This window comes from Thermostichus sp. MS-CIW-25, assembly GCF_054060015.1.
Genome location: NZ_JBSSCS010000024.1, coordinates 1 through 22111, shown reverse-complemented (window position 1 = coordinate 22111; position 22111 = coordinate 1). Strand labels below are relative to the sequence as shown.

General features: G+C 58.5%; 21 protein-coding genes and 1 tRNA gene. 9 read left to right on the top strand and 13 right to left on the bottom strand.

The window, feature by feature from the left end; all coding sequences use genetic code 11:
* Positions 1-511 precede the first annotated feature (511 nt).
* The 8 genes from ACVWZ1_RS09570 to ACVWZ1_RS09535 all read right to left on the bottom strand — a co-directional run bounded on the left by ACVWZ1_RS09570 (position 512) and on the right by ACVWZ1_RS09535 (position 7031).
* Positions 512-1159: a thermonuclease family protein gene (locus ACVWZ1_RS09570; protein WP_414343347.1), complete on the bottom strand. Its 648-nt coding sequence runs from the start codon at positions 1157-1159 to the stop codon at positions 512-514.
* Positions 1160-1608: 449 nt separating this feature from the next.
* Positions 1609-2082, bottom strand: coding sequence for a YqeG family HAD IIIA-type phosphatase (locus ACVWZ1_RS09565; protein WP_414329713.1), 474 nt, complete (start codon positions 2080-2082; stop codon positions 1609-1611).
* 24 nt (positions 2083-2106) lie between these two features.
* On the bottom strand, positions 2107-3360 hold the full coding sequence (locus tag ACVWZ1_RS09560; protein ID WP_457503242.1) for an RNA-guided endonuclease InsQ/TnpB family protein: 1254 nt from the start codon (positions 3358-3360) through the stop codon (positions 2107-2109).
* A gap of 132 nt (positions 3361-3492) precedes the next feature.
* On the bottom strand, positions 3493-4545 hold the full coding sequence (mltG, locus tag ACVWZ1_RS09555) for an endolytic transglycosylase MltG (RefSeq protein WP_457503241.1): 1053 nt from the start codon (positions 4543-4545) through the stop codon (positions 3493-3495).
* 451 nt (positions 4546-4996) lie between these two features.
* Positions 4997-5758: a UMP kinase gene (pyrH, locus tag ACVWZ1_RS09550; protein WP_011433861.1), complete on the bottom strand. Its 762-nt coding sequence runs from the start codon at positions 5756-5758 to the stop codon at positions 4997-4999.
* Between the two features lie 98 nt (positions 5759-5856).
* Positions 5857-6006 (bottom strand): hypothetical protein, encoded by a 150-nt coding sequence (locus ACVWZ1_RS09545; RefSeq protein ID WP_011433860.1) that lies wholly within the window; start codon positions 6004-6006, stop codon positions 5857-5859.
* 100 nt (positions 6007-6106) lie between these two features.
* Complete coding sequence (locus ACVWZ1_RS09540; protein WP_457440506.1) at positions 6107-6475, bottom strand: TMEM165/GDT1 family protein; 369 nt, start codon at positions 6473-6475, stop codon at positions 6107-6109.
* A 16-nt stretch (positions 6476-6491) separates the two neighbouring features.
* Entirely contained in the window at positions 6492-7031 is a 540-nt protein-coding gene (locus ACVWZ1_RS09535) for a TMEM165/GDT1 family protein (RefSeq protein WP_457503240.1), read from the bottom strand.
* Positions 7032-7117: 86 nt separating this feature from the next.
* Between ACVWZ1_RS09535 and ACVWZ1_RS09530 the strand changes: the two genes are divergently transcribed.
* Positions 7118-7190, top strand: a tRNA-Ile gene (locus ACVWZ1_RS09530).
* Positions 7191-7344: 154 nt separating this feature from the next.
* On the opposite strand, the gene ACVWZ1_RS09525 is transcribed toward ACVWZ1_RS09530, so the two are convergent.
* A complete protein-coding gene (locus ACVWZ1_RS09525) occupies positions 7345-8550 on the bottom strand; it encodes a D-alanyl-D-alanine carboxypeptidase (protein WP_457503239.1) in 1206 nt (401 codons plus the stop codon).
* A gap of 210 nt (positions 8551-8760) precedes the next feature.
* The gene (locus tag ACVWZ1_RS09520; protein WP_414389207.1) at positions 8761-9141 is read right to left on the bottom strand and encodes a hypothetical protein; all 381 of its coding nucleotides are present in this window, start codon (positions 9139-9141) and stop codon (positions 8761-8763) included.
* A 356-nt stretch (positions 9142-9497) separates the two neighbouring features.
* On the opposite strand from ACVWZ1_RS09520, the gene ACVWZ1_RS09515 reads away from it, so the two are divergent.
* Complete coding sequence (locus ACVWZ1_RS09515; protein ID WP_457503238.1) at positions 9498-9944, top strand: Fur family transcriptional regulator; 447 nt, start codon at positions 9498-9500, stop codon at positions 9942-9944.
* A 206-nt stretch (positions 9945-10150) separates the two neighbouring features.
* On the top strand, positions 10151-12592 hold the full coding sequence (locus tag ACVWZ1_RS09510) for a M48 family metalloprotease (protein WP_457503237.1): 2442 nt from the start codon (positions 10151-10153) through the stop codon (positions 12590-12592).
* A gap of 51 nt (positions 12593-12643) precedes the next feature.
* On the opposite strand, the gene ACVWZ1_RS09505 is transcribed toward ACVWZ1_RS09510, so the two are convergent.
* Positions 12644-13087, bottom strand: a complete 444-nt coding sequence (locus tag ACVWZ1_RS09505) for a phosphomannose isomerase type II C-terminal cupin domain (RefSeq protein ID WP_011433853.1) — start codon at positions 13085-13087, stop codon at positions 12644-12646.
* Between the two features lie 197 nt (positions 13088-13284).
* On the opposite strand from ACVWZ1_RS09505, the gene ACVWZ1_RS09500 reads away from it, so the two are divergent.
* The 5 genes from ACVWZ1_RS09500 to ACVWZ1_RS09480 all read left to right on the top strand — a co-directional run bounded on the left by ACVWZ1_RS09500 (position 13285) and on the right by ACVWZ1_RS09480 (position 18318).
* Positions 13285-13668, top strand: coding sequence for a 2Fe-2S iron-sulfur cluster-binding protein (locus ACVWZ1_RS09500; RefSeq protein ID WP_011433852.1), 384 nt, complete (start codon positions 13285-13287; stop codon positions 13666-13668).
* Complete coding sequence (locus tag ACVWZ1_RS09495; protein ID WP_457466346.1) at positions 13668-14981, top strand: O-antigen ligase family protein; 1314 nt, start codon at positions 13668-13670, stop codon at positions 14979-14981. The genes ACVWZ1_RS09500 and ACVWZ1_RS09495 overlap by 1 nt, the downstream gene beginning before the upstream one ends.
* A gap of 122 nt (positions 14982-15103) precedes the next feature.
* A complete protein-coding gene (locus ACVWZ1_RS09490; RefSeq protein WP_457466348.1) occupies positions 15104-16249 on the top strand; it encodes a quinone-dependent dihydroorotate dehydrogenase in 1146 nt (381 codons plus the stop codon).
* Between the two features lie 31 nt (positions 16250-16280).
* On the top strand, positions 16281-17168 hold the full coding sequence (gene btpA / locus ACVWZ1_RS09485; protein WP_457466350.1) for a photosystem I biogenesis protein BtpA: 888 nt from the start codon (positions 16281-16283) through the stop codon (positions 17166-17168).
* Positions 17169-17220: 52 nt separating this feature from the next.
* The gene (locus tag ACVWZ1_RS09480; protein WP_457466352.1) at positions 17221-18318 is read left to right on the top strand and encodes a GGDEF domain-containing response regulator; all 1098 of its coding nucleotides are present in this window, start codon (positions 17221-17223) and stop codon (positions 18316-18318) included.
* On the opposite strand, the gene ACVWZ1_RS09475 is transcribed toward ACVWZ1_RS09480, so the two are convergent.
* Positions 18294-19145 (bottom strand): vitamin K epoxide reductase family protein, encoded by an 852-nt coding sequence (locus ACVWZ1_RS09475; RefSeq protein ID WP_414407907.1) that lies wholly within the window; start codon positions 19143-19145, stop codon positions 18294-18296. The genes ACVWZ1_RS09480 and ACVWZ1_RS09475 overlap by 25 nt on opposite strands.
* Before the next feature lie 36 nt (positions 19146-19181).
* Entirely contained in the window at positions 19182-20930 is a 1749-nt protein-coding gene (gene mutL, locus ACVWZ1_RS09470) for a DNA mismatch repair endonuclease MutL (RefSeq protein ID WP_457503235.1), read from the bottom strand.
* Between the two features lie 326 nt (positions 20931-21256).
* Here mutL and ACVWZ1_RS09465 point away from each other — a divergent pair, with 326 nt between their 5' ends.
* Positions 21257-21919 carry a DUF3386 domain-containing protein gene (locus ACVWZ1_RS09465; protein WP_011431401.1) on the top strand — a complete coding sequence of 221 codons (663 nt, stop codon included), beginning with the start codon at positions 21257-21259 and terminating at the stop codon, positions 21917-21919.
* The last annotated feature ends 192 nt before the right edge of the window (positions 21920-22111 follow it).

Sequence of the window (22111 nt, the reverse complement as noted above, 5' to 3'; positions counted from 1 at the left end):
AGAGAGCAGCTCAACCCTTTCCCGGCAGCTCGGCTCTGGGGGGTGACCAGCCAAGAGTGAAGAGGAGAGCTCAGAATCTTCGGGCTGTTTCTCTGCCATTCGGAGCAGCTATGCCCACAATACCTACCTGATACATTTACGCTGAACACTGCTGTTCGCTTGCGTGGCGTAGCCACACATCACTGTTCAACTATGCAGCGATAGCATTCTGTTTGTTTCCAACCAGAATGGCGGTATCCCGCAAAGCTTTGAGTAGAATACCCAAAGCGCAGTTTCCGTGTCGTCTTACTACCAATTTTCTGCTTTGCTTTGGCTACCATGTTGGCAGACTCGGAAGTAAACAGAAAGATCAACTGGTAGTAATCCGTACTGAACATATTATACATTATTTTCAGTATAGTTGAGCTTATTATTGACTAGAGTCATGCTCTCACCGACCGGCGGAAGATGGCTGTTGAGATTATTCTCAACAAACAGGCCGGCAATTCCAGCTCTGGGTTTGGCTTGGTCTCTAGCGAGGGCCGTAGGTTGTCCAATAGCCGCGTCCTTGTCTTTTGGCTGCATCGGCAGCTTCAGTAAGAATGGGGCCGTACTTCAAGCCATCGGTTTGAGGCGACAACAGGCCATGCCCCAAAAACAGCATTTCCTGGTTGATGAGGGTATTGGCTTGCCAAACGTAGGCAGGCAAGGTGGGAGCAGGGGCTAGGGCAGGATCCAACTCCAAAAACACCTCACGTCCCAGCAGAGCAGTCTGCAGATATTGGCCGGCATTGTAAACTGCCAGAGGGGTTTGTCCGCGCAACTCCGTCCAGTTGGGGTTGATCGGGTCAGGCAAGGGATCGATCCCGATCAGTTGCACCAGCCGCAAATTCAAGTCTCCTTCAAGCTGGACAACCAGGGTGTTGTAGTTGACCACCCGAACCACGGCTGCACGTTTGAGGTCGCGCAGATCTGGACGCGCCACCAATGTTAAAGCCCAACCGGGCAATGTCGAGAATATCAAAGGCAAGGCCAGAAAGCTGCCCAGCTTGATCAGGCTCCGTCCATTGGATGCCAGCAGGGATCTGGAGCGGGGGGAAGTCGGAGCAGAACGCAGGGATTTTTGCAGCATGGACTTTAGCCGTTGCATGGCGGACTTGACAATAGGGATGGTTCGCATGCTTGACCTTTGGATCTCACACCGCCCTCACACCGCCGCCTACTGGGCTTCAACGCGGGATCCGGCTCACCTGCCGTCACTCTACAAAAAATTGGGGCAGATGGGTCAGGTCTGGAAAATCTCTCTCGATTTTTGTCTTGATTTTTAGATGTGCTACCCATCCGGTCAGCAGTTGTCAGCGCTGACAACCTGTGGTTGGTCATTTCGATTCAAACTGGGACACTGTACCCACACCTAAAACATGCATGAAACATGCATGGGGCCACAGGGCTTTTCTCAGCTGCCCAGGCGTCTCACCCTAAACTGAAGTGACTAAGTCCTTCCGAGCAGCAGGATTGTCTTTTGGTCTTCTCTCTTTGCGAAGGAAAGGGGGAGTGCTTGGAAACCTTTTCAATTCAGTTTGAAACATTACAGTTGTCCAACTCTCAAATCTCTCAAAAGCGCAGCCCCTAGAGGGTAGCAGGGTTCTTTTCGACTGCTTCGGACAAGAGGGAGTTGACCAGCACGGTTACCAACCCCAGTCGATTGCCCGCCAAAATATCCGTCAACAGGCGGTCTCCCACCATAGCCACTGCTTCTACCGGCAAGCCCATCTGGGCTACGGCCCGCCGCAAGGCCCGCCGTGAGGGTTTCCCAGCGCGGTGAATGTAGGGCAGGTTCAGGCTTTCTCCGATTTGTTGGATGCGGCTGCGATTGAGGTTGTTGCTCACCAGCCAAATTTGAAAGTGCGGACGCAACTGCTCCAGCCAAGCAGCCACAGCGGGATCCACCTCAACTTGTCGGCTCGGCACCAGTGTACCGTCTACGTCAAAGATGATGCCTTTTACCTGCCAGGCCCACAGGTCTTCTGCCCGCAACTTTAAGACAGTGCCGGCCACCACCAGATCCGGTTGCAGGAGCTTGAACCAAGGTTTGTGTACCATCCGCTCCGAAAGACCTACGAAACGCTAACAAACACTGCCAGAGTGTTCAGTGCCTGCCGCGCTTCTGCTTCCTTCCTGCTTCAGCGACCCATGACTAGCGGCAGAGTTCACCCCCACCACCCCGCCAGAGGAGTCTCCACAGGCGTCACTTCCCCCAGAGCTTGGGGTAGTTCTGTACCACCGCAACAGGTTTAGGGCTGCATTCAAGTCGCGGTCTAGCTCCAGACCACAACACGGGCAGCAAAACACCCTTTCCTGCAGTGGCATCTTCTGTCGGTGCCCACACCCTGAACACAGTTGGCTGGACGGATAAAACCTATCCGCCACCACCACCTGACAGCCGTAGAGCCGGGCCTTGTACTCTAGCTGTCGCCGTTCGCGATAGCGGGACGGAGTCCTCAACTCGTAGAACCCACAGTCTGACAGGGATCCCGCCAGCTTGCGGTTCTGGAGCAGGTTCTTTACCTGCAAGTCCTCTACCACCACCACCCGGTATCTCTTGGCCAGGTAAGTCGTCAGCTTGTGCAGACTGTCTTGCCGATCGCGTAAGCGGGACGGAGTCCTTATGTCTGCCACCCGCTTGTGAGCTTTGCCCAACTGCACCACCGCCTTCTTGCGGTTGGTGGATCCCTTCTGCTTGCGGCTCAGCCGCCGTTGCAGCCTAGCCAGCCGCTGCCTGGCCTTGCGGTAGGGCTTGGGATTCGCAAATACTTCCCCGCCGGAGCAGGTGGCCAGGTGATGGATACCCAAGTCCACTCCCACCACCTCTCCGGTCTTCTCCACCTGGGGTGTTGGAGCTTCGTACTTGAAGGAGATGTACCAACGCCCAGCGCGAAGGCTGATGACCACGTTCTTGGGTGTGGTCGCCGGAAGCAGCTCTGCACAGCGCAGCCAACCAAATATGGGCACCTTGATGCGGTTGCCAGAAATGCGGATGCTGCCTTCTAGGTAAAAGCTGTCCTGCACCCCCTTGCGCTTGAAGCGGGGAAACTGACCTAGCCCCTTGCGCCAGCGCTTAAGGGCCTGCTCCAGGTTGCGGAGTGCCTGCTGAGGGGCGCATTTGGAGACCTGGTAGTACCAGGGATGCGCTTGCTTCACTTCAGCTACCAGGCGCTTGTGCAGGTCAATGGCGGTGGGGAGTTTTTGCTGGTTCTCCAGGGCTTGCCGACAGACCTCTAGGCCCCAGTTGTAGGCGTGGCGGGCTACCCCAGCATGTTGAGCTGCTAGAGTTGTTTGCTTGTGGTTGAGGATGAGTTGTGTTTGGAAGCCCAGTAACATGTCCGCCACACCGCAGAGCGTCCATGAGTTTCGTGCAACTTTTGGCTTGGCGCTCACCAGCCTCTTCCAGCTTTAGGTAGCCAATGTTGACTACTGTAAGGTTTTCGGCCTACTGCTGTCAGCCCTCCTCGGCTAAGGACTGGGTTGAGGACTATGGTGGGATCCCTGGGCAGCTTGCCGACGCTCTTGAATAATTTGCAATTGGGCTGCCTCGTGCTCTGCTAGGGTTTTGCTGAAAATGTGAGTGCCATCGTAGCGGGCCACGAAGTAGAGATAGTCGGTCTGCTCAGGCTGCAAAACGGCTTTTAGGCTGGCCAAGCCCGGACTGGCGATGGGACCAGGGGGCAAGCCCGGGTTGAGGTAGGTGTTGTAGGGAGAGGGGGTACGCACCTCCGCAAGGGTGAGGCGGCGATCTGGGGTTTGCCGGATATTCAAGGCATACTCCAGCGTCGGATCGGCTCCCAGGGGGATCCCTTTCTTAAGCCGGTTCAGAAAGACACCTGCAATCAAAGCGCGTTCTTCCGGCACCACGGCCTCCCGCTCCACAATGCTGGCCAGGGTAACCCACTCGTGCAGAGACAGGGAAGTGGTGTGCTGGCGAAACAGGGGCAGGGCCACCGCGACAAATCGCTGCAGCATGGCGTCGACCACCATCTGGGCCTTTTCCCGATCCGGCAGGGATCCCTCCACCTGTTCGATGGGGAAAAGATAGGTGTCTGGGAACAGGTAGCCTTCTAGAGAGCTCAAGTGGGGGGGCAGCCAATCGAGGGGGGGAATCACCCGGGTCACGGCAATGAAGGCATCGGCTGCCAGCCAGTTGCGCTGGGCCAGAGCCTCTGCCATTTGCTCGATGCGCCAACCCTCCGGGATGGTCAGACGTCTTTGCAGGATCCTTCCCTGCCGCAGTTGCTGGGCCACGGCCAGCATGTCCTGGTTGGGATCCAAAGCGTAGGTGCCCGCCTGAAACACCCAGTCGCGCCCGAAGGTGCGGCTCCACAGCTCCCAAGCCAGAGCTGAGCGAATCACCCCTGCTTGGCGCAGTTTTTGCCCGATCAGACGGCTGCTGCTGCCCGGCTGGATTGTTACTTGGATCGGTTCTGGGCCGCCCACCGGCTGGAGCCAGGTCTGCCACTGCCAGTAGCCCAATCCCCCGACCAGAACCAACAGGAAAATCAAGCTCTGCAAAAGACGCCGACCCCAGCGTTCGCGTAAGCGTTGCGTAGCAACATGGGGTGACCTGGGTATAGCGCCTTGGGCAGCAGAGCATTTGGGCAAGACGGGATCCTTTTGGGCCGAATGCTGAACGTAAACTACCCGACACCAACCGCTAGGCGGTACGGAGCGGGCTTTTAGTAGCCCTGCAGTTAGCAAGCCAACCACGAGCCTCTGGGGTGGTTTACAGCACCCCCAATCGACCGTTACCAGTGCCTTAAACAACCGTTTCTGGTGTCCGCAGTATTATTATAGCATTCCTCCCGACACCGACCCTACGGGTACAGTGCGGGGCTCCTGCAATTTCTAGCTGATCTGTCATTGCCTTTCCCTCCAAACGGCCTGAGCACACCCTTGAGCCAGGCTATCCTTCGGACTCAATCCTGGCTAGGGCGTCGCCGGACTCTCAAGGCCGATTTCCCCCCTAACTTGGGATCAACTCTCCTGGGCTGGGGATCCCGTTGTTCTCGACCGTCCGCTGTCCGATCCAAGTGCCGATGGGTTCTCCCTGCACCACTCGATAAATATTGCCAGGGGTAGTCAGGTCAAAGACCACGATGGGCAATTGATTTTCCTTGCAGAGGGCGATGGCGGTGCTGTCCATAACCCGCAGATCGCGGTTCAGCACATCCTGATAGCTGAGAACATCGTAGCGGCGGGCCTGGGGGTGGGTCTTGGGATCCGCATCGTAAACTCCGTCCACCTTGGTGGCTTTGAAAATCACCTCGGCATCGATCTCCGCCGCCCGCAAGGCCGCAGTGGTATCGGTGGTGAAGAAGGGGTTGCCAGATCCTGCCCCAAAAATCACCACCCGCCCCTTTTCCAGGTGACGAATGGCGCGGCGACGAATATAGGGCTCCGCCACCTCCTGCATGGCGATGGCCGTCTGCACCCGGGTGGGGATCCCGGCTCGCTCAATGGCATCCTGCAGGGTTAAGGCGTTGATGACGGTGGCCAGCATCCCTACGTAGTCGGCAGAAGCCTGATCCATCCCTTGGGCAGCCGCCTCTTTGCGCCCGCGCCAGATGTTACCCCCTCCCACCACAATCGCCACCTGCACACCGGCCCGTACCACTGAGGCCACTTCGCCGGCAATGGACTTCAAGACCTCGGGGTCGATCCCGTAGGGGCGCTCCCCCATCAGGGCTTCACCACTCAACTTCAGTAGAATCCGTCGATATTTCATGCTTATCCGCTCCGGCCCACCCCTGCATACGATAGCAGGTTTGTTGAACTAGCTCCGCTCACAGGATTGACCGACAGAGCATCTCGACAAAAACAACCTTACTGCTGTTCTTCGCCAGCGCTGGCCTCGTTGTCGCGGGGGGCAGAACGGAAGCGGCGGCCATTGCGAGCACGACTTTTTTGGAACTGTTTGGCATATTCGCGGTTGCGCTCGGCTTTTTCCCGCTTCAGGTTGCGTTTTTTGGCCATGCTGGTTTTCCTAACCGGTTATCCGGTATGTGGTGGAGTGCTGAAATAAGGCGCTCCCCATCGTAACATGCCTGGTTGGAACTTTTCTGGGGCTTTCTGCTCAACCGGCTATTGGCAGGGATCCCCACAACAAGACTAGGCCCATCACAACAAACCCCACGCCTGCCAGGGTTTTGATCCAGCGAGGTGGGATCAGGCGGGCCACCCAAGCTCCTGCCCACACCCCAATTAGGCTGGTGCTGATCAAAGCAGCAGCAGCGCCCAAAAAGATTACCCCAGCGTTTTGCGAGCGGGCACTGAGGAGCAGGGTCGCCAATTGGGTTTTATCGCCCATTTCGGCCAGCAGAATCGAGCCAAAGCTCACTAGGGCGGCCCGTCCGGCCATTTGCCGCAGCAAAAAAGATGGAGTTTGGCTGTCGTTGTCTTGGATCAACACGTTCTTCTCCGCCCTATCTTGCTGGGTTGGCACTGGTTTCTCAGGGGGGCTAGCCTTCTGGGAGATTATCCCCTCGCCATTCCTGCCACAATACATAGCCCCCGATCACCAGGAACCCTGCACCCGCCAACCATTGTAGCCAGCCCGGGGGAATGACTTGGCCCAGACCTTCTCCCAGCACCACGCTGAAAAAACTGGCGGTCACCAAGGCACCGGCGGAACCGAAAAAGATCGCCCAAGGAGATTGGGATTGGGCACTCATGAGCAAGGTTGCCAACTGGGTTTTATCGCCCATTTCCGCCACAAACACGGTTAAAAAAGTAACAAACCAGAGTTGCAGTGGGGATCCCTCTGGGAGATTGCCGTCGGAAGAGGGGGGGTTAGGGAGGGGCGGTGTCGTCGGAAGTCCAATCTCGGGGGCGGAAGACAAGGCCAAACTCTCCCCGGCAGGCTGGAAATCCACAGCGGATCCATCCCCGTAGAGATAGTGCTGCCCAACGGCCAAGAAACCGAAACAGAGAGCCGAGGACAAAACAATCAGCCCCAAGCCCAGGGCCATTTGCCCCTGCCAAGAACGCGGCGAAGCCATGGCGTCAGACCCTAACCACCGACATGCAGCTTATCCTGTTTTCAGCCGGTTCTGGAGAAGGCAAGAGCGCTAGAGTAGAAGAATCAGGGGCGTTGGCCGAGCGGTTTAGGCAGCAAACTCATAATTTGCCTTACACAGGTTCGATCCCTGTACGCCCCATCGGGAATTGCTGGACGAGGTTTCTGGGTTGAGGGCTGTTGACAGCGGGCCAAGTCGATCTCAATTCCCAAACTGGGAGGGCGGACATAGGACTGCGTTCCGCTAACGCGACCGAGGTCACTCTGGGCTGAGAGAGAACCGGTTGGGCACAGTTTCAAAGACGCGGGTTCAGCTCCGTGCGGGATCCCGTATCTCCAGAGCGAGGGATCCAACGCTCAGGCAAGGTGGTGGGGGATCCCCATTGGGACTGGAGCTGGCTGAGGAATTGTCCCTGCTGGGTGCGAAAGCCGACCAGATCGGATCCGCCATTCATCAGGGCAAACCAAATGTCCCCCTGCGCGGTTGGCAATACACCCGCCAAGGTGCTGACGCTCCTCAAGGTGCCCGACTTGGCAATTAGGATCCCTGGCAACAGACGCCGCTCCAACACTCCCACATCTTGGCCAACGACGGCAAAAGCATCCGCCAGAGTGAGCCCCTGCTCCTCCAGAAGAGATTGGATCGCTCGAAGCAAAGCTACATTGGCCCGCGGAGAAATGCGGTTTTCCACCCCCAACCCGGAGCCGTTGATCAGTTGCAGCTCTTCTGCCGGGATCCCGGCGATGGCCCGAGCGATTTGGGCCACTTGGTCTGCTCCCCCCACCGCATCGGCCAACATCTCGGCCATGGAGTTGTTGCTGTAGAGGTTCATCAGCTTGACCAGGTGAATGAGGGGGGGGGACTCATGTCTGAGCAAAACCTGAGCGCCGGGCGGGATCTGCTGGGCAACCCGCACCGAACCCAAGATCTCCACCTGCGGTCTGGGTGTGCCGGGGGGCAGGGTTGAAAATTGGACCTCCGCTTCTGGCGGCCAACGCCGCGCATCCAGCCCCTGCCGCAACAGGGATCCCGATTGCGCCACATCCCGGGAAAAGTTCATGTAAAAGCGGCCCACCACCACCAGATCCCCGCGCACCTGGCGGATCCCATAGGCATTGAGCAGGTTACCGACGGAGAAGGCTTCCTCCCAGACGAACAAGGGATCCTCCCCCCCCAGAACCCAGAGATCCCCCTGTAGAACTCCCTCAGCAGTTAAGGGGCCAGTGGCCAGCCAGGTGGTAACAAAGCGATGTTGTGGGCCAAAGTGCTGCAAAGCGGCCAGGGTCGTTGCCACCTTGGTCAAAGAAGCTGCCGGCAAGGGTGTGGATCCCTGATGCTGTCCCAAAACAAGGATTCTGTCTTGCTGTCGGGAACGGGCCTCCATCTGCAGCCAAACCCCCTGAGCCGCGGGCGAAAACCCCCGACCGGCCAACTGAGCCAGATAGGTTTCCACCTGAGGTTGCAGGGATCCCTGCTCCGTCGCCTGAGAAGTGGGAGACAAACTCAGCAACAGAGTGGCCGCCGAGAGCAGCCCAACCCAGCTCGAAACCAGCCGCCTACCGGGCCAGCCCCACAGATGTCGTTCGTGCCGTGGCGTCAGCGTTGCGGAGCAGCAGTGTTGTGTAGCACCATGGGGTGCCGCAGGCATAGCACTTTTCATAGCACTTTTCACGGAAAACACCCTCTAAACATCCCGGCAACCGAGGGGGCATCAGCTCGTCAATTCCCAGCCACCCTCTTCCACAGGCTCTACATCGATGGTGCCGGGGGGCGTTTGCCGATAAAAACGTCCGTCTGCAACAAACAGCGGCTCTCCACAATTGGGGCAAAAGAAATGGCTGCCCTCAATGGCTTGCGATTCCGACCCACACACCGGGCAGCGATCGGTGGTAATCCAGCGGCGCGCCCACCAGCGAAAGGCCAGGAGCACCAATACCGGCAAGGACAGCAAAAACAGCAACAGAGCTACCAATCCGGCGACCAGCCACCCCAGCCCGACACTGGTCAGCAAAGCTGCCAACGCCAGGGATCCCAGCCAGAACCCCCAGCCACCCAGAGAAATGGAATAGGTTTTGGGCTGCTCAAACCGCATTTTCGTTTTCCTTCCCCGATCACTACGCTTGCCAACGCTGTCAGGATGCCGCGGGCCTTTTCTTGAGTATGTTAGCCTAGGCGCGCCCGAACACCAGAAACAGTCCGCCACATGGCTCTGCTCTGTAGGCTAGCTCATCCCGGATGGATGAGGGATTGGGTTTCCCGCACCCTTCCCGAGGCTCTCCCGGCAGCCCATGCGCCTCAGTTGCGTCCCTGTTCTATTGGGCCTGAACTGAGCCTGAACGATGTCTTCAGCAACCAAGTCGGGTGGTGTCGTCATAAATGAAGTTATTATCAATTACAGAACTTATTGACTGTTACGGCGACGTTGCCCAACAGCGGAGGGGCGGCATCATGGTCTACACCGAAGAGGCGTTCAAGGCAGAGCTCAATGCCAAAGGCTGGCGAGCCACTCGGCAGCGGGAGATCATCCTGCAAACGTTTCAAAACTTGCCTGAGGGCACGCATCTGAGCGCGGAGGAGTTGCACAAAAAGTTGCGGGAAGACGGCCACAACATTAGCCTTTCCACCATTTACCGCACCGTCAAGCTGATGTCCCGCATGGGCATTTTGCGAGAACTGGAACTGACCGAAGGGCACAAACATTACGAGATCAACCAGCCGGCCCCCCACCACCACCACCATCTGGTGTGCGTCAAGACCAACAAGGTGATCGAGTTCAAAAACAACGCCATTCTTAACATTACTCAGAAGGTGGCCGAAAAGTACGGTTTCAAAGTGTTGGATTGCCAGCTCACCATCATCGGCATCAGCCCAGAAGGGCAGCGCTCGATTTTGTAGCCAAAAATTCCCTAGGGCTCAGGTTCTGAGGCTTTCCCAGAAGGGGAACTGTACTGGGCTGGTAGGAGGATGGGGATCCCGTCAACGGGAGGAAATGCCAGAATAGCTCCCGTGAGGCCAATCGGCAGTCGGCAACCGAGGCAACAGTTGAATGGTTGATGAATAGTTGATCTTCTTCTTCACCCCACTAGATCCGGGAGAGGGCCATGAACGAACAGGAAGTGGTGCAGTGGCTGGAGCAGGCGCTGGCCAATCCCTGCCTTAGGTTACAGGCCAAAGCCCAACCGCTCCAGGAGAGTCACAAGGCTTACGCCCTCGTCATTATGATCAACCGCCCTGCCGGCCTTGCTCTCAACTATGAGGAGTTGACGGCCTGGTTCCAGAAGGCGATTCCCACTCGCTACCCCCAAGTCAAACGGTTGGCCCTCTACAGCCGCCCCATGGGCCAGCAGGCTGCCGACTGGAAAACTCAGGTGAGGCTGGATCCGGAGCCGGCGACAGACAAGGTGGATCCCGGTTGTGTTAGCAGTGCAGAGCACTTTACCGCTACGCGACCCTCTCGCGAACCCGTCAGTGGGACGGAGTCCCCGGAGAGTCCGGATCTAAGCCGCCACTGCTTTGTCAGCGATCGCCAGTTGCTTACCGCCGACCTTCCTCAGCCGCCTGGTTTGCTCCGCCAGGCGGTTTTGGGTTTTCACAGCCTCACTTCTGGGCAAAAGCAGGAGGTTCTGCCCCTCCTGCCCACCTTGTTTCGCAATCCCAGCGCCGTCTCGACGGTGATGCTGTCGGTGGAAGCGGCCTTGTGGCTGGAGCCTCTGAAAAGCCTGAATCCCCACGAGCTGCGTCTACTGAGCGTTTGGCTGAGCCGCTATTGCTTCAACCCCAGCCGCACCCTAGCGGAATTGGATCCCGCCACCTCAGGTCTCAAAACTGGGCAAACCAAGCGCAGCTACCGCGCCCCTCAGGTGGGGGTTTCGCTGATTTTGGCCAGCTTTGCCGGCAACCTGACAATGGCCGCAGGCGTGACTCTGAGCCTGTTGTTCGGTATGGTGTTTGTGCTTTTCCTGGCCATCTTGGGCGTCTCAGAGGGGGGATTTTCCTTGGGCTTTTTCATCCTTGCCGTTCTGCTCACCCTCGCCTTCAACGCTTTGATTTTCTTCTTGTCTCCCTGGCTGATGGACTGGATCCAGCACAGCCTCTATGGCACCGAATGGGTGAGCTTGGCGGAAATTGGGCGTCGCAGCCCAGAGAGTGCAGAGGTGATTCAACGGGTTTGCCGCCAGTACAAGCTGAAGCAGCCGAAGCTGGGGCTGATCCGCGACCAAAACCCCACCGCCTTCACCTACGGCAGCCTGCCGGATACGGCCCGCATCGTCGTCAGCGAAGGGTTGTTCACCTACTTGGAAGATGAAGAGGTGGCTACGGTCTATGCCCACGAGCTGGGGCATGTGATCCACTGGGATTTCGCCGTCATGACCCTGGCTTCCACGTTGGTGCAGATTCTCTACCTTCTTTACGTCTACATGCGGGATGCGCGCGACAACGGCAAAAGGGGCAGCCTCCGCTCCCTGGCCTTGGTCGCCTACTTTTTCTATGTGGCCGGCTCCTACTTGTTGCTCTATCTGTCGCGGGTGCGGGAGTACTTTGCCGACCACTTTGCTGCCGAAACCACCGGCAACCCCAATGGGCTCTCGCGGGCTTTGGTGAAAATTGCCTACGGCATTGTGCAAGAGGGAGAGCGGGAGCGGGATGAGGAAACCCGACAGCGCAGTGCTCGCCTGCTGGAAGGAACGCGGGCTTTGGGGATCTACGATGCCAAGGCGGCGGTGATAGCAGGGACGGCCTACCGGGTTGCCTCGGATCCCGGCCAGGTGGGCAGGGTATTTTTGTGGGATCTGTTTAACCCTTGGGCCTGGTGGATGGAGCTGAACTCCACCCATCCCCTCACGGGCAAACGGGTGCGGGCGCTGAGCACCTATGCGGAGCAACTGGATCTGCCGGTGGAATTCGACATGGCCAGCGTGGTTGCCCAGGGCAAGCAGCTCAACCGGCAACAGCTCTACGGGAACTTTCTGCTGGATATACTGCTGTTGAACGCCGAGTGGCTGGGGGCGATTGTGGGGGCGCTGCTCGGGATCCCGGCTTTGCGGATGGGCTTCTATGAAATGTTTGCCGGGCTGATCCTGATGGGGGTGGGCTTGGGCCTGCTGCTGAAGATGACAGTGATGTACCCCAGCTTAGAAAACCCGCCAGCGTTGACCGTGTTGAAGGCCATGAGCAATCCCTACGCCAGCCCCTTGCGCGGGTTGCCGATGCAGTTGGAGGGGCGGGTGATCGGGCGGGGGGATCCGGGCTATCGCTTTGGCTCCGATCTCAAGTTCCAGGATGAGACAGGGATGATCTTCCTGCGCTATGCTTCCCGCTTTGGGCCGCTGGGCAACTTCCTGTTTGGAGCGCGCCAGGCAGGGGGGGTAATCGGCCAAGAGGGATCCGCAGTGGGGTGGTTCCGACGGGGGGTGGCCCCTTACCTGGATCTGGCCCGCTTCCAAACCCGCCATGGCCAGCCCATCACCAGCTACCATCCCTTCTGGCAGGCTATGTGGGCTGTGCTGTTGTTGGTGGTTGCCCTGCTGGTGATGCTGTTCTAGAGGAGCGCGATCCTCAGCAGCGAAGAGCTCGCCTAGGCCATTTGAGATTGGCTACTTTTGCCCACCGTTAACCCGGGCGTAGTCGTCGCTGAAGCGGACAATGTCGTCTTCGCCCAAGTACTGGCCGTTTTGCACCTCGATAATCACCAGAGGGATGACGCCGGGGTTTTCCAGACGATGCTTGGTGCAAGGGGGCACGTAGGTGGATTGGTTGGCCGTGATGAGCTTTTCTTCATCTCCGCAGGTGACCTTGGCGGTGCCGGCAACGACGATCCAGTGTTCGCTGCGATGGTAGTGCAACTGCAGGCTAAGGCGATGCTTGGGCAAAACCACGATCCGCTTGATTTTGTAGCCAGGGCCCTCTTCCAGCACTGTAAAGCTCCCCCAAGGCCGACTTTCAGCATTGCTCTCGATCAGCTTGTTGAGGGTTTCGGCAGAGAGGGAAGGCGAAGGTTTTTCCGGTGAGGCCAGATTGGCATTGGGGGTTTCCAGCATGGGATGCTCTCCTTGGGAGGCCTACCTGTAGCTTATCTCAACAACCAACTCGAAGTCTGTTTGTTTATCTTTAGAACCACCAACAGATCGGCTTCAGCTCCTGGGGATCCCCAGCCGGTTCAGGTTTGGTAGGGCAGTGGTTAAAATCCTGTGGAATCATGAAAAAGATTTCTGCTCTGCAAAAAGGCCACTTCCCCATGCGTTCTTCCTCTTCTGTCCCTTCTTACCCGGTTCACATCCATGACCGCCAACGGGACACTCACTATCTAATCCAGGTGCCGGCGGATCAATACATTTTGGCCAGCGCCGAGGCCCAAGGGATCCAACTGCCCTTTGCCTGTCGCAACGGCGCCTGTACCACCTGTGCGGTGCGGGTACGGCGGGGATCCCTGTACCAGCCGGAAGCCATGGGCATTTCGCGGGAGTTGAAGGAGCAGGGGTATGGGCTGTTGTGCGTGGGCTATGCCCGCTCGGAGCTCTGGGTAGAAACCCAAGATGAAGATGAGGTGTACGAGCTGCAATTTGGGCGCTACTTCGGCCAGGGGCAGGTCAGGCCAGGGATCCCCATCGAGGATGAGTGATGTCTTCTTCGGCACCGGTTTCGTCTCAACAACTGTCGCCGGATCCCTTGCCCTCTCAGCCGAGGGGCTGGCTGCTGGCGGCAGCGGCGCTGATCCCGGTGAATCTGGCCCCCAGCTTGCTGTTGGCTTTGGTGGGAACGATTCAGGGTTATACCCGCTGCGGTGGCCGGATCCTGCGGGATCCTCTATTTGGACTGGCGGCTCTCCTGAGCCTGGCTGCGGTGGGAGTGGCCTTTTGGGGGGAGGATTGGCGACTGAGCCTGCCGGGGATGTTCAACTACTGGCCTTTTTTGTTGATGCTGCCGGCCTTTGCCGATGCGCTGGCCTCTCGCGGTAGCGGGACGGAGTTCCATCCTGTAGGCCGTCGGCGTTTGGCCCAGATGTTGGTGTTGGGCAGCGGGCTGATGCTGCTTTTGGGTTGGGGAGAAGTGCTGTGGGAATGGCAGGGGCACTTCTTCTGGGGGCCGGTTTGGATCACGGGGGTTGCCGGGGGAGAGCGACCGGCGGCAGCTTTTACTTCCCCCAATATCCTGGCCATCTACCTGGTGATCCACCTGTGTTTGGCGGCAGGGCTGTGGCTGGATCGAGCCGATAGAGACTGGCCACAGGCAGTAGGGCTGGGAGCTGTGCTGGGGCTGGGATCCCTCTTGTTGCTGCTGACGGCCTCTCGCAACGGCTGGGGAGCGGGGGGGCTGGCGCTGGTGATAGGGCTGGCCCTACGGCGCTGTTGGTGGGGGATCGGGATCTTGGTCGGCATAGGGTTGGCTGGTTTGGCTGCTGCTTGGGATTGGCCGGGCTGGCGGGCCGTAGTGCCCCGATTGATTTGGAGCCGTCTGGCAGACACCTTCGATCCTCAATCGCTCTACTTTAGTTCCACCGCCAACCGGCTGGATGCTTGGCAATTCGCCCTGCAGATGGTGCAGGAGCGGCCCTTGACCGGTTGGGGCTGGCAAAGCTTTGCCGCTCTTTACAATGCTCAAGATCCGCCGGAGCTGCTGGGCCATTGCCACAATTTGTACCTGCACCTGGCGGCTGAGGGTGGGATCCCGCTGTTGCTGGGCCATCTGATCCTGTGGGGCTGGATTTTGGCGCGGGGATGGCAAGCTTGGCGGCGCTCGCAAGAAAGCGTCCTGTTGGGGATGCTGCTGGCCTTGACGGCATTTTTTGCCTCAGGGCTTTTGGACGTGGTGATGTTGGATGGCCGCATTCACCTGCTGGTAACCTTACTCTTGGGGGCAGTTTGGGGAGCCAGCCTTGAGCGGCAAAGGGACTCCATCTCCGGCAAAGAGCAAGCCCAGAGAGGTTACCGTTGAGTGCTGCAATGGGATATCCCTTAGCTGGCAGTGAGCCCGGAGTCCATCAGTTGCTCACCGATTTTTGCGACGCGGAAGCAAGCTACAGCCAAGGGGCAGTTTACCTGTAGAGGGTCTTTGCGGTGAACCTGTACCGAGATGTGTTGTGGCCTCTGCTTTTTTCTGGGCTGAGAGCCGACCCGGAAGCGGTCAAGATGGGCCTGCTGCGCGCCTTGCATTGGATCGATGCCACCCAGGCCACCGGGATCCTATCGGCTCTGGAGCGACTGTTTTGCTACCGGGATCCCCGGCTATCGGTGTCGCTGTGGGGCCTTACCTTTCCCAATCCCCTTGGGTTGGCTGCGGGCTTCGACAAAGATGGCCTGGCTCTGGGCGTCTGGCCCAGCCTAGGATTTGGTTTTGTAGAGGTGGGCACCATCACTCCTCAGCCCCAACCGGGCAACCCCAAACCTCGCCTGTTTCAACTGCCCCAAGATCGCGCTGCCCTCAATCGCATGGGCTTTAACAATCAAGGGGCGGCGGCTCTGGCCGAACGGTTGCGTCGGCTACACCAACGTCCCATCCCCATCGGAATTAACCTGGGCAAAGCCAAAATCACCCCCCTAGAAGAAGCGGCTGCCGATTACCTGGCCAGCTTCCAGCTGCTCCAGGATCTGGGGGACTACTTTGTGGTCAACGTCAGCTCCCCCAACACGCCGGGGCTGCGATCCCTGCAAGCTGCTGAGCAACTGGAGCCCATCCTGTCTGCCTTACAGCAGGAAAATCAGAAGCGAAAACCCCTTCTGGTGAAGATCGCCCCCGATCTGGACTGGCCCGACATCGACAGCATCCTGGAGCTGGCCCAAGACCATCAACTGGCCGGGATTGTGGCCACCAACACCACCCTCCGCCGCGATAACCTGAAGACCCGTTTCCTACCTGGCCACGGGATCCCCTTTGCACGGGCGGAGTCTAGGCCAATCCTTGCAGAAGCCGGCGGGATCAGCGGTGCCCCCTTGCGGGAGCGTTCCACCCAAGTCATCCGCTACATCCACCGCTCCACCCAAGGAAAATTGCCCATCATCGGAGTGGGGGGCATCTTCACCTTGGCCGACGCCTTGGAGAAACTGGAAGCGGGAGCCAGCCTGCTGCAGGTCTACACCGGCTGGGCTTACGAAGGGCCGGGGATGGTGCCGCAATTGCTCCGAGGCCTAGCCCGCTCTTCTCCCCCCAGCCCTGATGTTACACTTCCCCCAGAGAATACCCCTGTGGGTCAGATCCAGGCGTAAGATCGTTAGGGATCCCTGAGGAAGCTTGCCGGTGAACCTGCTGCAACACCTCTTCAAAACCCCCCATCCGGTCATTGGGGTGGTTCATTTGTTGCCGCTGCCCACCTCACCCCGTTGGGGGGGGGACTTGGAGTGGGTGATCGCTCAGGCAGAACAGGCAGCTACTGCCCTGGCTGCAGGAGGGGTAGACGGGATCCTTGTCGAGAACTTTTACGATGCCCCCTTTGCCAAGGATCGGGTGGACGCAGCGGTGGTCAGCGCCATGACCGTCATCGTCCAGCGGCTGAAAACCCTGGTCTCGCTGCCGGTTGGGATCAATGTCTTGCGCAACGATGGCTGCAGTGCTCTGGCAATTGCCGCCTGCGTGGGGGCGCAGTTCATCCGGGTGAATGTGCTCTGCGGGGCGATGGTGACCGACCAAGGCATTATCGAGGGGAATGCCTACCGCCTGCTGCGCTATCGCCGGGAGCTGGGGGCTAACATCAAGATTTTCGCCGATGTGCTGGTGAAACACGCCCAACCCCTAGGTCCCATCAGTCTGGATGCGGCCATCACCGACACGGTGGAACGTGGCCTGGCCGATGCCATCATCCTTTCCGGCTGGGCCACCGGCAAGCCACCCCTTCTGGAGGAGCTGGAGCTGGCCCGCAAAGTTGCTCCTCAGGTGCCGCTGCTCATCGGCTCGGGGGCTACTGCTGAAAACATCGGCAGCCTGATCCGGCGGGCAGATGGCGTGATTGTGGCCAGTTCTCTGAAGCGGTCTTCCCGTTCCGCAGGCATGCCGGCAGGCTATTCGGATCCCTTTCCCATGATCGACCCGATTCGGGTGCGGCAGTTTGTGGAAGCACTGCACCTTGGGATCCGCGAGCGGGTCTCCAACCATGCTTATTTGGCCGCTCCCGGTTCTGGTTCCAACTAGCTGTTGGCGCTAAGATTGGGATCCGACTACAATGGGCGATTCCTCTTTAGCTATGCCATCCCTTGATCTGGAGGGCTTGGATTCTGTATACCACCCTTCTGGTTCGGCTCTTGGGCCTGCAGAAGAAGAAGCCTTTTGGAGCTCTGTTCCGGCTCGCACCCCCCGCATTTGGGTTGTCGATGATGACCCAGTGGTTCGTTGCTACATTATCAATGTTCTCAAAGGCTCTCAGTACTACGTGGAAAGCTGGGAAAGCGCCCGAGCAGCTTGGGATTCCTTGCAAAGCTTGGAAGAGAGCGAGTGGCCCGACATGGTGATCTGCGACTGGGTCATGCCTGAGATGTCGGGGGTAGAGTTCTGTTGCCGTCTCAAGGGATCCGCAGCAGGGCAGTTCGTCTATTTCATTTTGCTCACGTCCCGTTCTGAAGTTGAGGCTCGGGTAGAGGGGCTGGATGCGGGGGCGGATGAATTCATCACCAAGCCGGTCGATCCTGAGGAGCTGCGGGCGCGGGTGCGGGCAGGGTTACGTCTCCAGCGGCTCACCCAAGCTTTGGCCCAGGCCAACCGGCAATTGCGAGCCCGCAATGAGTTGTTGGAGTCTTTGTCTTTGACGGATCCCTTGACCGGGGCGTTGAACCGGCGAGCTCTGGATCAGGCGCTGCCCCATTTGCTCAAGCAGGTGGGGCCCCGCGGGGAGGCTCGCTACCGCTATCTCTGCCTGCTGATGATGGATGTGGATCATTTCAAGCAGGTCAACGACAGCTACGGCCACTACATCGGCGACTGTGTGCTGCAGGCCATCGTCGGGCGGCTGCAAAATCAACTGCGGCCTTCCAGCCTGCTCTACCGCTACGGTGGAGAAGAATTTGTTTGCGTTACGCCCGGGCTTAGCCCCCCCTGCTGCGGTCGCTACGCAGAGTCTCTGCGGCAGGCTATTGCCAAACGGCCAATTGACATCTCCCCCAAGCGCAGCTTGCCGGTTACCCTCAGCATTGGTGGGATCGTGCTCAGCGAAGACTACTGCCCAGAACCGGAAACCGCCTTGCAGCAGGCGGATAGCGCGCTCTACCAGGCCAAGCAGGCGGGGCGCAACCGAGTTCACATCCTCACCCCAACCCCAGAGGTTTATCTGCCCTCTTCCAGCGGATAGCCAGAGGCCACTGCCAAGGCTTCCAGAGAGCGAACGCCTGTGTAGGTGCGGCCATTGATGATCCAGGTGGGATAGCTGGTGATCCCCGCTTCTGTGCATTCTTGAGCTTGGGGAGTGCCGGGGCCGTTGGGGGAGCACTCCACGTAGGGCACTTGGTCGAAAGCTGCCCCGAACAGCTCTTTCTGATCTTGACAATGGGGGCACCAATAGGCCCCGTACATGGTGCCGCCGATCTGCCGCAGGTGGGCTGCCAACCCTACCGCCAGGGGGCTAGGCGGGGGAACTTGGTTGGCGTACACCCCAATCGTGGTCACCAACGTGAGAAAGCCTATGAGAATGTAGCCAAAGACCAGCTTGCCCCAATCCAACCAGCGGTGGCCCAGCACGGTCACCAGCCCCAGCCCCGCCACCAAGATGATCGCGGTGGTGCAATACATGCAGAATTGCCGCAGCACCGCCACCATCAGGTAAAGCATGTACATCTCAAAGGCGGTCATGGCGGAAACCAAGCCAAACAGGGCCGGCCAGCGCCACCGCTTCACCAGTGGGATCCCATCCGGCAGCACCGCCAGCGCCAAGACTCCCAAAAATCCCAACAGGCCAACAGCCGCGGTCGGGATCCCCAAAAACTCTGCCCAACGGCTGGAGAGCACCAGGTCACACCCCCCATCCCCCGTGCAGAAGGCAGCGGGCTGCTCCGTCAGCTTGGTGTAGGTGAGATAGGCCGTCAACAGGGATCCCAGGCCGGCCAGGATCGCCAAGATCAGACGGGAATGGCGCTGCAGCCAGGTCTCTTCTTGGGCTTTGAGTTTGAGATAAGAAGCCATGGCGTTTCAGGGGTTTCAGCAGTTGGACACCCCCGATTATAGTGGGGCAGAACTGGCCTCGTCCGTGGGCTCCGACGCAGAAGAGCCGCTTGAGCGCCGCACCTGGGCAGCAAACCTGTCTCCCAGCGGATCCAGCCCCCACAGGGATCCCAGTTTGGAGTCGGAGATAGGCCGGTCGCAGAGACCCCAACGGCGGCGGAAGTAACGGGCCAGATCTTTTTCTGCCAAGGCCAGATACACTGGGCGACCATGGGGACAAGTGTGGGGGTTGGCGGTGCGCTGCCAGGCTTCCAACAGCTTTTGCATCTGCTCCAGGGTCAGTGGGATCCCATTGCGCAAGGCCCCTCGACAGGCCACCGCCACCTGGGCTGCCTGCACATCTTGACAACGGCTGAGCTCTAGCAGGGATCCCTGTACCTCCTCTGGATCTTCCGATGCCAAGGCCAGAGGAATGCGTCGGATGAGATAGGTATTGGGGCCGAAGGGTTCTGGCTCCAGCCCCAACTGCTCCAACCGCTCCAGGGCTTGGGGCGATAGTCCTTGCAGCGTTATGGGCGTCTCCGGTGCTACCAGTTGCCAATGCTGCCGGATGTACTCGTAGCGAACTCGCTCGTGGGCCAGGTGCTGCTCCACCAGCCATAGCCCCTGGGGATGCTCCGCCAAGATGTAGATCCGATGCAGTTGGGCCAGCGCCCTGAGGGGAGGCAAGGGAGAAGTTGGCCGGTCAGAGGGAGGAAGATGGCTCTGAAAATCGGGCGAGACTCGATAGACCACCTTGGCCTCGCTGGCCCGGATCAGATGCACAGAGCGGCGGCTGGCCTGCTCGGATCCCGATTGCAGAAGGGCATGCAGGTGTTGGCGCAACTGCTCCTGGCGGGCCGTCAGATGCTCCAGGTAGAGCTCGCTTTTGGCAGGATGACGGTTCCAATCCACCTGTTCTGGGGGCAGGCCCAGGTGAACAACCACCAGCGGATGGCGGTGGCGGGGCAATGCGTGGTGAAAAACCGACTGGATTAGCCGTTGCCAGTCGGGCATCTGCACAAACCGGCCGTTGACGGCCACGCGGATCCAATCGGGGTGAGGGCGATGCAAGCGATCCGGTAGGCCCAGCACCACTTCCCAATCGCTGTCCCCATCCTGGATCCGCCGATAGCGCAGATCTGAGGGATCCACCTGCGGCAACACCTGCAGCAGCAGATCTTGCAGAGACTTTCCCGGCCAGAGGCTGAGCAGCAATTGCCCCTCCTGATGCACCTGCCAACTGACCCAGGGATGGGCTAGGGCCGCATTTTGCACCAGGGTTAGGAGCGAGCGAGTTTGGGGCAAAACTCGACGGCGCAGCGGCCAGTCGGCAAACAAATCCGCCACCGTCACCACCGTTCCCAAGGCAGTGGCTGCCGGCTGCTTGTGAACCAACTCCCCCTGTCGATCGTAGGCGGCCAGCCAGCCGTGAGCATCAGAAACGTGGCGGGTCTGAATGGTCAGGGATCCCAGCCGGGCCAGGCTGTGCAAGGCTTCGCCCCGAAACCCCAGGCTGCAACCGTCCAACTTGCTGGTGGTGTGGCGACGGGCCACCTGCTCCAGCTCCGAAGCGGGGATCCCTTGGCCGTTATCGGCCACCCGCACCTGCCAGCGGCTGGGCCAGATCTCCACCTGAATGCGGGTGGCCTGAGCATCGAGGGCATTTTCCAGCAATTCTCGCAGAGCAGCCCCCAGCGAGTCGATCACCTCTCCCGCGGCCATCTGGGCGATCCGCTCTGGGTTCAGGGGTTGGATTTTGGACATGGAGTGAGTTGAGAAAGCAGACTCTCTTCCTGCCAGCTTGTCGCCAAAAGGCCAACAGCGCCGAGCTTTAGCTTAGCTCTCTCCCTCTGTTGCCAGTGGACAGCGCCTTGCCAATGGTTTTCATTAACTTCAAGGCTCCCCTCAGGCCAAGTGAAGGATTGAGGTTCCGCCTTCCTGCCCATCGGTAACCGCCAAGAACTTCGAGAAACTTCGAGAACAAGAGAGCTGAGCGGGTGGCCAGTCATAAGGAAACCTTAAAATCCCAAGGCCAGCCATCAGCCTCTACTAGGATTTAAATAGTAAAATTTCTCATTAAGGAGGAGATTATGGCAGCACAGCAAGCTCCGGCCCGAGAGCTATTCAAGGAGGCTTTTGAGAATCGCTACACCTGGGACAAAGACTTTCCTGGCTACCGAGCTGAGATAACCTACTTTCCCAAAGAAGGTGACAGCAGCCTCTCCTTCTCAGGAGTTGTGAGTATTGACCGCAACATGAAGATCGATGTTGCCGGCGTCGAGGACGAGGAGATCCGCCAGAAAATACGGGAACAGATGTGGGAAGTCATGGTGCATCGCGTTCGTCATTCCTTCGACGAGGAACACGGTGGCCACACCTTTGCCTATGGAGAGCCACAAAATTCAGACATCACTGAAGTTCTTGTTTCGGGCTTATCTTCTACCGATAGGTACTGGGTTCAGGGCAAGCACATTCAAATGGTACATCGCCATCTTGCCAATCGGACAATTACAGTCTCAGTTCAAGAGTTTTACGATACAGGTGAGGGCTACCTACCCACTCACTACACTGCTGAGTATTGTAGCCCAGGAACTGGAGAAAAAACTCAAGCAAAGATGATCTACGAAGATCGTTATCAAAAAATAGGTCGGTATTGGATTCTGGTTGAGAGAAGAATTTGGGAAGAGCAGGATGGCCAAAAAAGTTCATCCCCTCAACTTTTCCTCTTCTCTAATATTCGATTTTTCGAATAGCTGAGAAAAATAAGTTTTTCTTTGCGGCTGTGGGCATCTCTCATTATAGAAGGTGATGAGGTGCTCACAGCCAAGCTCAAAACAGATGGCCACAGGGTACAGCCTGTTAAGGACTCAAGGGGTACAATAGCAGCACTTAGCAAACCAACTTCGGAAGGAGGATGGATTGATCAGTAGTAAAGAAGTCTTCAC